The following is a 14,999-nucleotide window of genomic DNA, read 5'->3' as shown; positions in this document are numbered from 1 at the left end:
CTTCCCTTGATTCAATTCACTAAAAAATAGTGCTACAATGAATTCATGAGGTTGTATATTATCATCTTATTATTCATTTTAAACCCTGCATTTGCGGATGAGATCGATGCCTTAGGCCAAAGGCAACTCACAACGACCAGACTTCAATCAACTGGTGGTGCAGGTATTGGCTCACTCCTTCTGGATGAGGCCACCATTTTAAACCCTGCAGCATTAACCTTTTTCAATATCACAAATATCTACTATCAAAGAAGCTCAAGTGAGCTGAAAATGGATGAAGTAAATCAATTAAGAAATGATGCTGATTACTCAAACCTTTTTGTTTTAACAGATGCTTCAGGAACATTAAAGGGGTCGGCATTGTATTCTGACTTCAAGCACAATAATCTATCACGAAGATCAATTGGAGGATCAATTTCTTCAGCAATAGGAAAGGTCTCCTCTTTTGGTGTTTCTTATCTCAAAACTCAGTTTGAGGGAATTGATGTAAAAGATCAAAACACTTTAACTTTTGGTGTTACACATGTCATCACAGAAAATCTCACTTCTGGAGCTGTCATTGTTAACCCTTTTTCTAAGAGAAAAGAAGAACAATCTATAAAAGTAGGATTTCAGTATTTTTATCTTAGCTTCATTACACTTATGCTAGATATTGGAACAAAGTATCGAATGGAGCTAGATAAAAATTTTCTTTATGCTGCAGCTATTCAGTTCAAAATTTTTTCTGATTTCTTTTTGAAATTTGGAACTTTTAAAGACCAAGGTGAAAACAAAAAGGGAAATGGAATTGGTATCTTATGGGCACAACCTAAACTTTCGTTTGGATTTTCAATTAACCAATCAAAAAATATCGAGCCAACGAGCCAAGGTAATATCTATAATCAGAAGGAAACCTCTTTTTCTGTCTCATACCGTTTTTAATACCCGACTATTTCCCTAAAGTTATTTCTATACATGCCGAAGAGCACTCATGGCACAAAAAAAGGAAAAAGGACAAGAAGAAGAAAAAAAGCATCCTGAAATCATCAAACGTTATCGGGATCGATTAAGCATGCTTAAACAGGCCAGAGAATACTATCAGCAAGACAATGTTGCACTGGCCGTAAAACATTATCTTATCTACCTTAATTCTTTAGCTCGATTTCATAATACTTCAGAAGAAAAACTGAGACCTAAGCACTTTGATTTGCAAAAAGATGTTCCTGAACTCCTTATGATCAGTCAAGTATATTGGGATTTATCAAAAGCTTATGACCGTAACCCGAGACTTCATAATGAATCTGCTAGATGCCTTGAACAATTTGTAACCTTTACCATAGGTTTTAAATATCAGTACATCAATTACCAAATGCTTAGTAAATTTGTTAAAAAGGGTCAGGCCTATAATCAAAAAGCTTTCAAAGATGCACTGGAAAAAATAAGAGTAAATTCCAAAGCATGTTATATTGCAACACTATGTTTCGGTGAAAATCATCCACACACAAACACCCTGAGAAAATTCAAATTATCGCTTTTAAAAAGGCAATCTGGAAAATATTTCGTAGACTTGTACTATATTTATTCTCCGCATCTCGTAAAATTTCTGCTACGTCATAACGCTTTAAACTTTTTCATTACTAATTTAATCATTCGTCCTACTTTAAGTCTCTTTTCTTTTATCATTGAAAAAATTATAATGCCCAAATGACAATACTTCGCATCTATATTCTTAAAAATTGGTTTAAAACCTTAATGGGCAGCATTTTCTTTCTTCTTCTCTTATTGACCGCAGGAAATCTTGTTGCTGGCTTTTTGCGATCTAATGTTACCGCTTTAGATGTTATAAAAAATTACATTATTGAGTTACCCAATCTACTTGGACGCGTTATTCCTATATCTTGTATATTTGCGTCTATTTTTGCTATTGAAAAGCAAAGAAGTAAAAATGAACTTGTCGCAATATTTGCTAGCGGTCTATCTTTTAAAAAATATTTAAGTATCTTATTAAGTGCCTCTGTTTTGGTCTCTCTAATTCTTTTTATATTCTTAGGTTTTGTTTATCCATATTCCAAATCTGAACGGCATAATATATTGAAGGATAAGGTTGATCATTTTAGCAATCAAAAGAGTGTTGGATTAAGAACAAATACTCTCAATAGTGGTAAAATGTGGTACAAAGGAAAAAATTATTTTTTCTCCCTGGTCAATTTTGATTTAGAAAAAAATACTATATATGATTTTAAAATCTATTTTTTTAAAAGTTTTAAGATTATTGAAAAAGTCATTAGTGCAAAGAAGGCCATCCATTTACAAAATAAAGAATGGGAACTACATGATGCAACAATCATAGATAACTCTAAGGAACTCAATTTTCCTAAAACTACCCAAGAAAAAAAATATTCAATCTTTATAGAGGAAACTCCAGAGGATCTTTCTGAAATTGAATCAGATATAACTACTTTGAATATAATTGATCTCTTTGAGTATATTCGAAAGTTAAAAAAATCAACGATAAACACAGACGAATATCAAATTATATTCTTAGAAAAAATTGGCACTTCACTTATATGTGTATTCTTTACTATTCTTGGAGCATTGTCGCTCTATTCACCAAATAGACGAGGTTCTCACTTGGGTAAACTAATTTTTTATACATTTGTGCTTGTAATTCTTTACTGGCTTGGAAATTCATATTTTCTCGAACTTGGAAAGAATTCAAAAATAAACCCTTTTTATGCTGTTTTTATTCCTCACCTGATTCTCACTGCTTTTATTGGTTTTATCATGTTCAAAAAGCGTAAATTAAGCTGATGATTTCTATAACAAGTCATGATATAGAAAAGAATGAGCACAATTGAACAAAATAAATTTAATCTAGAAGGTGAGCTGCTTAAGATTCATACTTATCCTTCAGCAATTCTTAAAAAAGTGGCAGAACCTGTCACTGAGTTTGACGCTGCATTAAAAGAGTTATGCCAAAATATGTTGTTTACAATGTACAAAGCTCCGGGAATTGGACTAGCAGCACCACAAATTGGTGTTAGCAAACGTATATTTGTCATGGATATCGACTACAAAAGAGATGTTGAAGAATTTCCTGATGGAAGAGAGGAATATACTCTTTCAAATTTTAATCCAAGAATTTTAATAAATCCGAAATTTATTCGAAAAGAAGGACAGCAAGTATATGAAGAAGGCTGTCTAAGCGTTCCAGGAATGTATGAAGAGGTTACTCGGGCAGCTGAAGTCACTGTCGAATTTCAAGATACAGATGGACATTTTCATACTTTAGAAGCAGAAGGATTACTTGCCGTTTGTCTTCAACATGAAAATGATCACCTCGATGGAATCGTTTTTATAGATAGAATTTCTTTTGTTAAAAGAAACCTCATTCAAAAAAAATTAATCAAACAAAAGAAGCAATCAAAGAATGAAGAAACTTAAAACCATCTTTTTTGGAACGCCTGATTTCTCAATTCCTGCATTAGAAACTCTTTTTTCTCATCCAAACGTTGAGATTACAAAAGTCATCAGTATGCCAGATAGACCCTCTGGCAGAGGAAAGCTTCTACACTCTCCCCCTATTATCGATTATTGTAAAAATAATAAAATACCATTCCTACAAACTGAAAATATTAATCAAGAAACTGATTTTATAGAACAAATTAAAAAAGATAAAGTTGATCTTTTTATTGTCCTCGCATTTGCGCAATTTCTCAAAAATGAACTTTTAGACATACCCCTTTTTGGCGCCTTTAACATTCATACTTCTTTATTACCAAAGTATCGAGGTGCTGCACCTATTCAGTACGCTCTCTTAAACCATGACAAAAAAACAGGTGTTTCCATTCAGAAAATGGTAAAAAAAATGGATGCTGGAGATATTGCTTATTCACTTGAAACACCTATTTTTGAAAATGAACATGGACACTCATTATACACCAGACTAAAGTACCTCAGCGCTGTCAGTCTTTTCCATTTTTTAGATTTACTCTTGAATAATTCACTCCATTATGAAAAACAGATCGAGCAAAATGTAAGCTATGCTCCTTCTATTAAAAAAGATGATGGACACATTTTTTTTAATTCAATGAATTACTTTGAAATAACAGGCAAATTAAAGGCATTCCATCCATGGCCAGGAATTTTTGTCTTAATGAATGGAAAGAGATTGAAAATCTTTGAATTAGAAATTTCTGCCCAAAAACTTAGTCCTGGCGAAATTGATATTTCTTCAGGACAACTATTGGTTGGATGTCTTGATGAAACATTTCGAATTGGCACTGTGCAACTTGAAGGAAAAAAGAAATCCTCAGATACTGAGCTGCTTAATGGATTACAGAATTACTTAAAAAATGGAGAGCAAATTACTTTTAGCTAATTCTCCATTTGATTGGAGTTAAATTGAAAACAATCATATCCCCTAGCATTCTTTCATGCGATTTTTTAAATATTGAAAGTGAAATTAAACACTTTGATAATATAGATGATCTATGGTTTCACTTGGATATAATGGATGGACACTTCGTCCCGAACTTAACATTTGGCCCTCCTATAATTAAAAACCTCCACAAGATTACTTCACATAAGCTTGATGCCCATTTTATGGTCTCAAATCCTGAGTTTTACATTAAAGCAATGAAGGATCACCATATATTCAATTTCACTATTCATTTGGAATCTGTTGAAAAAAATTCACTAAAAAATCTTATCTATGAATGTAAACAATTTTATCCTTCAGTAGGAATTTCAATAAAACCCAATACCCCCGTAGCTGAAATAGATTCAGACATATTGTCCCTAGTTGACCTTTTTTTAGTTATGTCTGTTGAACCTGGATTTGGCGGACAGAGCTTTCTTTACAATGCCGTTGATAAAATTAGTATTCTTCATGATTTAAGACAAAAAAATGGATATAAATATATCATTCAAGTTGATGGCGGTATTAATGATGAAACAGCAAAACACTGTTTATCCGCTGGAGCTGACAACTTAGTTGCCGGGTCATATATATTTAACAGTTCTCCACAAGATTACTTAGATAAAATTAAAAGTTTAAGAGCATAACATGATTGAAAAATTAATTATTAACGGTGAAAACCTCTCAATTGAAGATGTTTTTCATGTTGCAACCTGTGAAAATGCGACAGTACAAGTTGAAATTTCAAAAGATTCACTTTCGAAAATGGATAAATCTAGAAAATTCGTTCTAGATTTAGTTGAGAAAGAAAAACCAGTCTATGGAATCAACACTGGTTTTGGTGCACTTTCTAACAAATTTATCCAGAAAAAAGACCTAGAGCAATTACAATATAATCTCATTCGCTCACACTGTACTGGTGTTGGAAAACCTTTCAATGACGAAATCACAAGGGCCATCATGCTTCTGAGGGCCAATTGTCTTTGTTCTGGTTATTCAGGAATCAACCCTCAAATCGTACAACTCCTCATTACGTTTTTAAATAAAAACATACTGCCAGTTATTCCACAAAAAGGATCCGTTGGAGCATCTGGAGACTTGGCCCCATTGTCACATATGGCCCTGGCACTCATCGGCGAAGGAGAAGTTTATTTTGAAAAAAAACGTCAAAGTACTCAAAGTGTTCTTGAAAGATTAAATATTCAACCCATAAAGCTTGGGCCCAAAGACGGACTCGCCCTTATAAATGGTACTGCTGTCATGGCCGCACTAGGTTGCATTGCTGTTTATGAGGCAAAATCAATCATGAAAATCGCTGATATTTCAGCTGCTCTCACACTTGATGCTGTCAAAGGTACAACCAAGGCATACGACCCATCTATATCTAAACTTAAACCTCATTTGGGTCAAAATGAAACATGTATTAACTTAAATACACTCTTGAAAGATTCGCAAATTAAAGATTCCCATGACGACTGTCAAAAAGTACAAGATCCTTATTCATTAAGATGCGTCCCCCAAGTTCACGGTGCTTGTAGACAAACTTTTTATCATGCTGAACATGTCATCAAAACTGAAATTAATTCAGTCACAGATAATCCCCTAATCTTTCCAGATGAAAATAAAGTTATTTCTGGAGGAAACTTTCATGGAGAAGCAATTGCCCTATGTATGGACTATCTGGCCATGGGACTTTCTGAAATATGTAGTATTTCAGAAAGAAGAATTGAAAAAATGATGAATCCAACATTCTCAGATCTTCCAGCTTTTCTCGTTAAAGAATCTGGCCTCAACTCTGGATTAATGATAGCTCAAGTCACTGCGGCAGCATTGACTTCTGAAAATAAATACCTTTCTCATCCTGCTTCAGTTGATTCAATTCCTACTTCAACAGATAAAGAAGACCATGTCTCTATGGGACTGACTGCAGGTAGAAAACTTCAAGAAGTTTTAGAAAATACAAAAAATGTCTTGTCAATTGAACTCCTATGTAACACTCAGGCCTTAGAGTTTCAAAGACCATTAAAGACTTCACCTGCTTTGGAAAAAATATATTCATTGATTAGAAAAAAAGTTCCACCAATTGTAGAAGACCGTACGCTTCACAAAGACATTGAGAAAATTTCAAAATTGATTAAGTCTCGAAAATTAGTTTTTGAAATTGAGAAAATTTTAGGAGAATTAAAATGAACCATAATAATATCCCACTTCCCCCAACTGGATCAAGTTTAACATGTAAAGGTTGGCACCAAGAGGCCGCATTACGTTGTCTACTCAATAATCTTCATCCTGATGTTGCTGAAGATAGAGATCATTTAATTGTTTATGGTGGGAATGGGCAGGCCGCAAGAAATCATAAAGCACTAAACGATATTATTCGTACTTTGAAGGAACTTGAATATAACCAAACTTTGCTGATTCAATCTGGAAAACCAGTTGGAGTTTTTCCAAGTAATCCGAATGGGCCGAGAGTTCTTATTGCCAATTCGAATCTTGTTCCCAATTGGGCGAATTGGGATCATTTCAATAAGTTGAAAGAAGAAAATAAGATGATGTATGGCCAAATGACAGCTGGTTCATGGATTTATATCGGATCACAAGGAATACTCCAAGGTACATATGAAACTTTTATGGCCGCAGCTGAAACACATTATGGTAAGGGTTCTGATCTATCAGGTAAGCTCGTTCTTTCTGCTGGTTTAGGAGGAATGGGAGGAGCTCAACCACTGGCCGTCAAAATGGCCAACGGAGTTTTCATTGGATGTGATGTTGATATTGAAAGGATTAAAAAAAGATTAAAATCAAAATATATTGATATTCTGGCCAATAGTAATGAAGAGGCAATCTCTCTTGCAAAGGAAAAAATTGCAACAAAAACACCTTGTAGTATCGGAGTGGTGGGCAATGCCGTTGATTTTTTCAATTATTTACTTGAAAAAAATTTGAATATTGATATTGTTACAGACCAAACTTCAGCACATGATCCTCTCAATGGATATGTTCCCAATGGACTTACCCTTGATGAGGCCATTTCTTTAAGATCTAGTGACCCAAAGAAATATACTCAATTGTCATTAGACACCATGGTTGAACACGTGAAGGCCATGATCGCTTTCAAGCAAAAAGGCTCTCATGTATTTGACTACGGAAATAACCTAAGAGGGAATGCCCTTAAACATGGACTCAAAAATGCATTTGATTTTCCTGGTTTTGTTCCTGCCTATATTAGACCACTCTTTTGCAAAGGTTCAGGCCCCTTTCGCTGGGTCGCACTTTCTGGGGATCCAGAAGATATTTATACAACTGACTTAGAGTTAAAAAAATTATTTCCTGAAAACAAAAAACTCCATAATTGGCTTAATAAAGCTAGAGAGATGATTTCTTTTCAAGGATTACCCTCACGCATTTGCTGGCTACAATATGGTGATCGAGAAAAAGCTGGGCTCTTATTTAATCAACTAGTCAGAGAAAATAAAGTTAAGGCACCAATTGTAATTGGTAGAGATCATCTAGATTGCGGATCTGTTGCCTCACCATTTAGAGAAACTGAAGGGATGAAAGATGGAACAGATGCCGTGAGTGACTGGCCATTGTTAAATCTGATGATCAACACAATGAATGGTGCTTCATGGACAAGTTTCCATCATGGCGGGGGAGTGGGTATGGGATATTCTCAACATTCAGGTATGGTTATCGTTTGTGATGGTACGAAAGAAATGGATCAAAGACTTTCTTTAGTTTTAAATTCTGACCCAGGAATGGGTGTTATGAGACATCTTGATGCTGGATATGAAGAAGCACGTGAAATGGCAAAACAAACAAATATCAAATTCCCTTCCGAGGAACTTTAGTGAAATGTTTTAAAAATATAAACCAAATTTTAACCTTAGAAAATGCCTATCAAAAAGATGGTAGAAACTTAATACCAGAAGATATTTCAATAATTGAAAATGGCGCTATCGTTTTTGATAAAAACCAAATTTTGTGGATAGGAAGATCCAAAGATCTTCCCAAAGAATATCATTCTACTCAAACTCAAGATCTTGCTGGCCATGTGCTCACACCTGAACTTGTTGATTCACATACACACTTAGTTTTTTCAGGAAATCGCTCTAAAGAATATACAATGAGATTAAATGGAGCTGACTATGAGACTATTGCTAAGGCCGGTGGGGGAATACTATCTTCTATGAAGCAAACTCAACAGGCCAGTGAAGATGAACTCTTCGATTTAGGATGTGAAAGAATTGAACGAATTGCAGGTTTTGGAGTAAAAACTATCGAAATAAAAAGTGGTTACGCCCTTACTTATGATGGAGAAAAATTGCTTTCTAAGATTATTCACAAACTTAAACAAAAATTTGCTCCTAAAATTCAAATTCTAAATACATATCTGGCAGCTCATGCTGTTCCTAAAGATTATATAAATTCTGCAGAATATTTAGAAAAAGTAGTCATCCCTCTCTTAAAAGATATTCATCAACATATTGATATTGTCGATATATTTCATGAACAGGGATACTTCTCCACCGAAGATGTAGAAATACTTTTTAATTTATCGAGAGATTTAGGTCTTAAACTTAAAATTCATGCAGATGAATTTAATGACAATAATGGTGCATTTCTTGCACACCAACAAGGTGCTTTAAGTTGTGATCATCTTTTAAAAATTTCTCAAAAAGGTATAAATGCACTTAAAAATTCAAATACTGTTGCAACAGTACTTCCTGGTACAGGACTTTTTTTAGGCAAACCACTTGCTCCGGTTGAAAGCATGTTAAAAGAGGGACTAAAAGTTTCAATCGCAACTGACTTTAATCCTGGTTCTTGTCATTGTGATAATTTACTTTTGCTGGCCTCTATAAGTGCTCCAACTTTCAAAATGAATATTGCTCAATTGTGGTCGGCGATTACCTTAAATGCTTCTCACTCACTTGGACTTATAGATCAAGGGGTATTAATAGAAGGAATGAAACCACGTTTTAGTGTTTTTAAATGTAACACAATTGATGAAATTACCTATAATTGGGGAAAAAACCTTTATGTTGATCTCAGAGATTAAGGAATAAAGGGATTATGTCCTGGCCCAAAAGTTTTTGTCACTTTATCAATCGATGGCCTAAACAATTTTTCTAAATATTTATTTTCAATATACTCAGAAATCTTTTTAGAAAAAATTTCTGAATATTTTTTACCTTTTTTATTTCGAGAAAAGGTAATATACACAGGAGCAGAAGATAGTACATTTGTTGGATCAACTGAAATATTTTTATACCCTAGTGAAGCGATAGCAATGGTTCCGGTTATCATCTCACAAAGAAATCCATTTACTCGTTTTGCTTTTAGCATTTTTATACATGCTTCATCACTTTCAGCTGTCGTAAAGTTAATATCTTTTTTTAAAAGAATTTTTTGATCATAAGGATATCCCCTCGTTATGCAAATTTTTTGATTTGAAATACTTTTAATTTCTTCACCTGTTCTAAAAAATAAATAGTCTTTTTTAAAATAATACGGAACAGTATTAAAAAAAGGTAATGTATTTAAAATGTCCAGTCCTGGAAAATAAGCATCAAATTCTCCATTTTGAAAGGCAAGTATCGCGCGTCTAGGTGGATAAATTTTTATTTCAATATCAACATCTATTTCACTAGCAATTTTTTTTATTAAGTCTATAAACTCACCCTTAGACTCACTTATGACATACTGTGGTATGGAATAAGATACAAAACGAATCTTTTCTTTTGATTGAGCTCGCATAAAAAAAATCATTAACGATATCATGAAATAAATTTTTGTAGGATTTTTAAACATTACCCGTGACCAAAAACTCTTGATAACTTCTCAATCAATACATCACCTTTGACAGGTTTAATAACATAGTCATTCACACCATGTTCAATGGCCTCTATAACATGATCTCGATCGTTATCAGAAGTTATCATGATGAAAGGAATTTTTGAAAATCGATTATCTTCTTTCACTTTTGTTAAAAATGTAAATCCATCCATTTCAGGCATTTGCCAGTCGGCCAAGATGACTTTTATTGGATCAAATTCTTTTTCGGCCTTATCTAATATTTCTAGGGCCTCGCGACCATTATGCGCACTCACTAGTCTTTTAAAACCCTTCTTAGAGAGAATTAGTTTGATATAATTTCTTGTATCAAGACAGTCATCAAGTATTAAAATCTTGAGATTAGAACTTACCTTCATACTTCCAGTCTATTCCCTAACCGGGCATCAAGGCAAGGCAATTTTAGTTTGTCTTTGTTAGCTCTTTGATTTTATTGATAAATTCGATAGAGGAAAAATCCACACCACCTTCAAAACTCTCAACATATTTCCCTTTATGCATGAGAATCGAAACTGGTATTGCTGAAATTTCAAACATTTCTGTTATTTTTGAATCTTGATCAAAAACAATCGGAAAATCTAATTTAAAATTTCTAATTACCTTTGAAACTTTTTTTAACTGATCTAATTCATCAGTATTTATGGCGATTATTTTAAGGCTATCTTTAGAGATTAGACTATTTAACTTCACCAGTGAGGGAAACTCTTCTAAACATGGCCCACACCAATGGCCCCAAAAATTGAGAATGACTGTTTTGTTACTCAATTCAGAATCAACAAAATTCACATCTTCTGAAGTCATTTCTTTTTCTTTGAAGGAAAAAAGCTTTCCCTTAAATTGAGTCTTTTTATATGCCATTTCGTATAATTTACTCTTTTTAGCTTCAGCAGAAAATAGGACTGCAAAAAGATCTATATTTTCAGATAAAAACTGTAGCGAAAGAGTTACACAGAAAAAAAGTCCAAAAATATAGAGTGGGAAAAATTTTTTAATGTCTTACTCCTAGTCTAAACGAAATAAAGACAATACAATTTACCATATGCATAAGTTAGAGTCTATCAGGAATAACAGGGGTCAAACACTTATAGAGTTTCTTTTACTCATGACCTCACTTGTTTTTATAAGTATCTTTTTTTATAGAGGGGTCAATTATTTCCTAGCTCAGAAGTGGGAAACAACTGCACAAATAATCACTCATGATTTTAGCTTAAAATTAACTGAGTAATTTTTCTAAATCTTTGCTTTTAGATTTTTTTCGTTTAATCTTCTGTTTTATTGGAGGTTTTTATGAAAGTGTATCTGGCCATTGACCAAGGGACAACGGGGACAACAAGTGTCATTATTAATGCTGAGACATTTGAGTTAATTGATAAAGTAAACAAAGAATTTCCACAAATATACCCTTCTCCAGGTCTTGTTGAGCACAATCTAAATGACATATGGAATACATGTGAAGCTACAATAAAAAATGTTCTTGAAAAAAATAATGTTGATCCTGATGAAATTATCGCAATTGGAATCACTAACCAAAGAGAGACAACCTGCGCTTTTGATAAAGATGGACGGCCTTTGACAAACGCAATTGTCTGGCAAGATCGAAGAACGAATGATTTTTGTGAAGAACTTAAATTGAATAAGAAAGCGCAAGAAATTACCACAAAAACCGGACTACCAGTTGATCCGTATTTTTCGGCAACAAAAATGAAATGGATGCTTGAAAATGTAAAAAAAGTTAAAGACGCTCACGAGCAAAAGAACTTATTATTTGGTACCATTGACACATTTTTGCTTTATAAGCTTTCTGGCAATATTGAACACAAAACAGAAGCGTCAAACGCTTCGAGAACTTTACTTATGTCACTTAAAAATGGTCAGTGGGATGATGAGCTACTAGATACATTTCATATTCCAAAAAGCACACTCCCTGTTATCTGTGATTCGTTTGGAATTTTTGGAAAAACTAAAGGATTGAGTTTTCTTCCAGACGGAATTCCAATTTCAGGAATTTTAGGCGATCAACAATCTGCACTATTTGGACAAGCAGGGCTTAAAAGTGGAGATATCAAATGTACTTACGGAACAGGTGCTTTTATGCTTCTCAATACAGGAGAAGAACCAATTGTTTCACAAAATGGACTCATTACAACAGTGGCCTACAGGGCCAATGGAAAGCAATTTTATGCTTTAGAAGGTGCAGCATATATAGCTGGAGCAGCAGTACAGTGGATTAGGGATAATTTAAGTTTTATAGATTCTAGTCCTAAAGTTGAAGGCCTGGCCAGTGAAGTAACAAATCTCAAAGAGATGAAGAATTTAATCTTTTTTCCATTTTTCACAGGCCTTGGAACACCATATTGGATTTCACAGGCCAAGGCGAGTATTATTGGGCTTACGAGAGATACTTCAAAAAAACATTTGGCCCTGGCCTGCCTTGATGGGATTAACTTATCTATTAATGATTTGTATCAGTCGATGGTAATCGATTCAAAATTAACAATTAATGCAATGAATGTTGATGGTGGAGCAGCTGCTAATAATCTTTTGATGGAAAATCAAGCAACTTGTTCACAAATGAAAATTATTCGTCCAAAAGTAATTGAGACAACTGCTTATGGAGCTGCACTGGCAGCAGCGATAGGTGTTGATAAGTTAAGGATTGATGAAATAAGCACCCTATGGCAGCAGGACAGAGAATTTTTGCCGAATGAAAAAAAGAAAGATTACTATGATATGAAAAAAGGTCAATGGAAAGATTGGATTCAAAAGATTTATTTGTAATGAGCGATGAATAAAACTAGCTAATAACAAAATAGAATTTTACAGTTGAAAATATATTTTATCATTTATATTTTTTTAATGGATTCCTAATAGAGTGTTGAGCTTTTCCTCTGTAATAATAGGGATTTTAAATTCTTTAGCTTTTTTAAATTTACTAGAATTGGAATCGGTATCATTTGTAACAAGATAATCTGTATTGTTTGAGACAGAAGAGACGACTATACCGCCTCCTTTTTTAATTTTATCTTGGACTACACTTCTTTTAGAACTTAATGTTCCAGTGATACAGATTTTTTTCCCTGAAATTGCACTTTCAACAATTTCTTCAAACTCAAATTTGAAACCAATTTTCATCAGATCTTTGATTAATGGTTTTTTATCACTAAGTGAATTGATAAAGTCTGTGGATGACTTCTTGGCAAATCCTTCGATTTCTTCGAGTTGATCTACAGTAAGGTTTAATATTTTATCAATAGTATTAAATCCGTGGTGAACGATTTTTTCACAACTATTAATTCCTCCGCCTTGAATACCAAGAGCACTTAGAAAAATCGGTAACGTTGTCTTTTTCGACTTTTCAATTTCAGCAACAAATTTTTTAGATAATTTTTCCTTAACTTTATCAAGTACTAAAAAATCATCTTCACTTAATCTGTAGAGATCTTGAACTTTCTGAACTAATCCTGATTTTATCATTTCATCAATTCTACTTTTTGAAATTGTTTCAATTCCAATTTTTTGGATGAAATACAAGATAGATTCTTTATTTTTGCCAGGACAGTTTTTATTCAGGCAAAGCAGACGAATGTCCTCTATTTCAAGTAACGATTCACAGATTGGGCAATTTGTAGGAATAGCAAATTTTCCTTTTGAGGGACTGACAACAGATAAAAACTTAGGAATAACCTCTCCTGAGCGTATGATTTCAATTTCATCACCAATTTTTAGATTATATTGTCTTACTAAACCGTAATTATGAAGAGTAACTCGAGAAATTTTTGCACCACTAAGTTCTATCGGTTTTACTATACCTACTGGAGTGAGAACCCCATTTCTTGAGACAGACCATTCAATATCTTTAAGTGATGTTGTTTTTGATTCACCGGGAAATTTAAAGGCCAGTTTATACCGAGGATGATGAGCGGTTTCTCCCAACTCTTCATGAAGTTTTATGTCATTATACGTAAAAACTAAACCATCAATCTGATAATCTCCCTCTGATATAAAACTACGTGCTTCATTAATAACAGTTTCTAAATCATTTTTATCCTTAATAATTGAACACTCAGTGATATCAAATCCGATTTTTTTAAGCGTTTTAAATTTTTCAATTTCTTCTTTAGGAGAATATTCATTATAAAGAATATCAAAACTTTTGAACTGGATATAACGACATAAATCAATATTTTCTTTCCTTGAAATCAAACCTGCTACAATATTTCTTTGAGAAGTAGGTCTTTCAAGCTCACGATATCCCATCTCATCACTCAAATGAAAAAAATGGGACTCATCACAATAAAGCTCTCCTCTGATTTCAATTCTTTCTTTAATTGAGATGGCCTTCGGAATTCCTTCAATCCATTGAACTTTACTCGTAATATTTTCCCCGTAAATTCCATTACCTCTTGTTTTCGATTGAATCAATTCTCCATTTTCGTATATTAACGAACAACTGACTCCATCAATTTTAAACATAGAAATTACTTTATGATTTCCGATCCACTTCAGGAGTTCTTCTGTATCGTAAGTCTTGCCTAGGGAGAGCATTTTCTTATCGTGCTTAACTCTGTCTAGTGAAGTTTCGTCACTGCCTACAAGTATGAGAGAATAATTACTAGGATCTAATTTTTTGAGCTCATCTTCTAATTTATCATACTCATGGTCAGAAATTTCAGGTTTTCCTGCGTAATATAATGTTTTATGCTTCTTAATAAGTACTTCTAATTCTTTAACTCTATTCATTGCC

14 protein-coding genes are annotated in these 14,999 nt (G+C 33.5%); 10 read left to right on the top strand and 4 right to left on the bottom strand.

Translation table 11 applies throughout. The features are described from left to right. The first annotated feature begins 45 nt into the window (after positions 1 to 45). Genes H6622_03530 through hutI form a run of 9 tightly spaced genes read left to right on the top strand, consistent with a single transcriptional unit; the run spans position 46 to position 9,461 of the window. A complete protein-coding gene (locus H6622_03530) occupies positions 46 to 921 on the top strand; it encodes a hypothetical protein (GenBank protein MCB9060576.1) in 876 nt (291 codons plus the stop codon). A gap of 49 nt (positions 922 to 970) precedes the next feature. Next, a complete protein-coding gene (locus tag H6622_03525) occupies positions 971 to 1,687 on the top strand; it encodes a hypothetical protein (protein ID MCB9060575.1) in 717 nt (238 codons plus the stop codon). Next, positions 1,684 to 2,790 carry an LptF/LptG family permease gene (locus H6622_03520; GenBank protein ID MCB9060574.1) on the top strand — a complete coding sequence of 369 codons (1,107 nt, stop codon included), beginning with the start codon at positions 1,684 to 1,686 and terminating at the stop codon, positions 2,788 to 2,790. The genes H6622_03525 and H6622_03520 overlap by 4 nt, the downstream gene beginning before the upstream one ends. A gap of 33 nt (positions 2,791 to 2,823) precedes the next feature. Beyond that, positions 2,824 to 3,423, top strand: a complete 600-nt coding sequence (gene def, locus H6622_03515; protein ID MCB9060573.1) for a peptide deformylase — start codon at positions 2,824 to 2,826, stop codon at positions 3,421 to 3,423. After that, a complete protein-coding gene (locus H6622_03510; protein MCB9060572.1) occupies positions 3,410 to 4,360 on the top strand; it encodes a methionyl-tRNA formyltransferase in 951 nt (316 codons plus the stop codon). The genes def and H6622_03510 overlap by 14 nt, the downstream gene beginning before the upstream one ends. A 23-nt stretch (positions 4,361 to 4,383) precedes the next feature. After that, positions 4,384 to 5,046: a ribulose-phosphate 3-epimerase gene (gene rpe, locus H6622_03505; protein MCB9060571.1), complete on the top strand. Its 663-nt coding sequence runs from the start codon at positions 4,384 to 4,386 to the stop codon at positions 5,044 to 5,046. 4 nt (positions 5,047 to 5,050) lie between these two features. Further along, a complete protein-coding gene (gene hutH, locus H6622_03500; GenBank protein ID MCB9060570.1) occupies positions 5,051 to 6,589 on the top strand; it encodes a histidine ammonia-lyase in 1,539 nt (512 codons plus the stop codon). Beyond that, positions 6,586 to 8,250: a urocanate hydratase gene (gene hutU, locus H6622_03495; GenBank protein ID MCB9060569.1), complete on the top strand. Its 1,665-nt coding sequence runs from the start codon at positions 6,586 to 6,588 to the stop codon at positions 8,248 to 8,250. Before hutH ends, hutU begins: the two co-directional genes overlap by 4 nt. Next, positions 8,250 to 9,461 carry an imidazolonepropionase gene (gene hutI, locus H6622_03490; protein ID MCB9060568.1) on the top strand — a complete coding sequence of 404 codons (1,212 nt, stop codon included), beginning with the start codon at positions 8,250 to 8,252 and terminating at the stop codon, positions 9,459 to 9,461. The genes hutU and hutI overlap by 1 nt, the downstream gene beginning before the upstream one ends. Here hutI and H6622_03485 read toward each other — a convergent pair. Genes H6622_03485 through H6622_03475 form a run of 3 tightly spaced genes read right to left on the bottom strand, consistent with a single transcriptional unit; the run spans position 9,458 to position 11,113 of the window. Then, complete coding sequence (locus H6622_03485) at positions 9,458 to 10,171, bottom strand: transporter substrate-binding domain-containing protein (protein ID MCB9060567.1); 714 nt, start codon at positions 10,169 to 10,171, stop codon at positions 9,458 to 9,460. The two genes, hutI and H6622_03485, sit on opposite strands and share 4 nt — an antisense overlap. 41 nt (positions 10,172 to 10,212) lie before the next feature. Beyond that, complete coding sequence (locus H6622_03480; GenBank protein MCB9060566.1) at positions 10,213 to 10,614, bottom strand: response regulator; 402 nt, start codon at positions 10,612 to 10,614, stop codon at positions 10,213 to 10,215. A gap of 43 nt (positions 10,615 to 10,657) precedes the next feature. After that, the gene (locus tag H6622_03475; protein MCB9060565.1) at positions 10,658 to 11,113 is read right to left on the bottom strand and encodes a TlpA family protein disulfide reductase; all 456 of its coding nucleotides are present in this window, start codon (positions 11,111 to 11,113) and stop codon (positions 10,658 to 10,660) included. 429 nt (positions 11,114 to 11,542) lie between these two features. On the opposite strand from H6622_03475, the gene glpK reads away from it, so the two are divergent. Further along, positions 11,543 to 13,033: a glycerol kinase GlpK gene (gene glpK / locus H6622_03470; protein ID MCB9060564.1), complete on the top strand. Its 1,491-nt coding sequence runs from the start codon at positions 11,543 to 11,545 to the stop codon at positions 13,031 to 13,033. A 75-nt stretch (positions 13,034 to 13,108) separates the two neighbouring features. On the opposite strand, the gene ligA is transcribed toward glpK, so the two are convergent. Beyond that, positions 13,109 to 14,995, bottom strand: coding sequence for an NAD-dependent DNA ligase LigA (gene ligA / locus H6622_03465; protein MCB9060563.1), 1,887 nt, complete (start codon positions 14,993 to 14,995; stop codon positions 13,109 to 13,111). Between the last annotated feature and the right edge of the window lie 4 nt (positions 14,996 to 14,999).

This window comes from Halobacteriovoraceae bacterium, from assembly GCA_020635115.1.
Lineage (GTDB): Bacteria > Bdellovibrionota > Bacteriovoracia > Bacteriovoracales > Bacteriovoracaceae > JACKAK01.
Note: the sequence above shows the minus strand (reverse complement) of the source record. Positions and strands in the feature narration are given on the sequence as shown.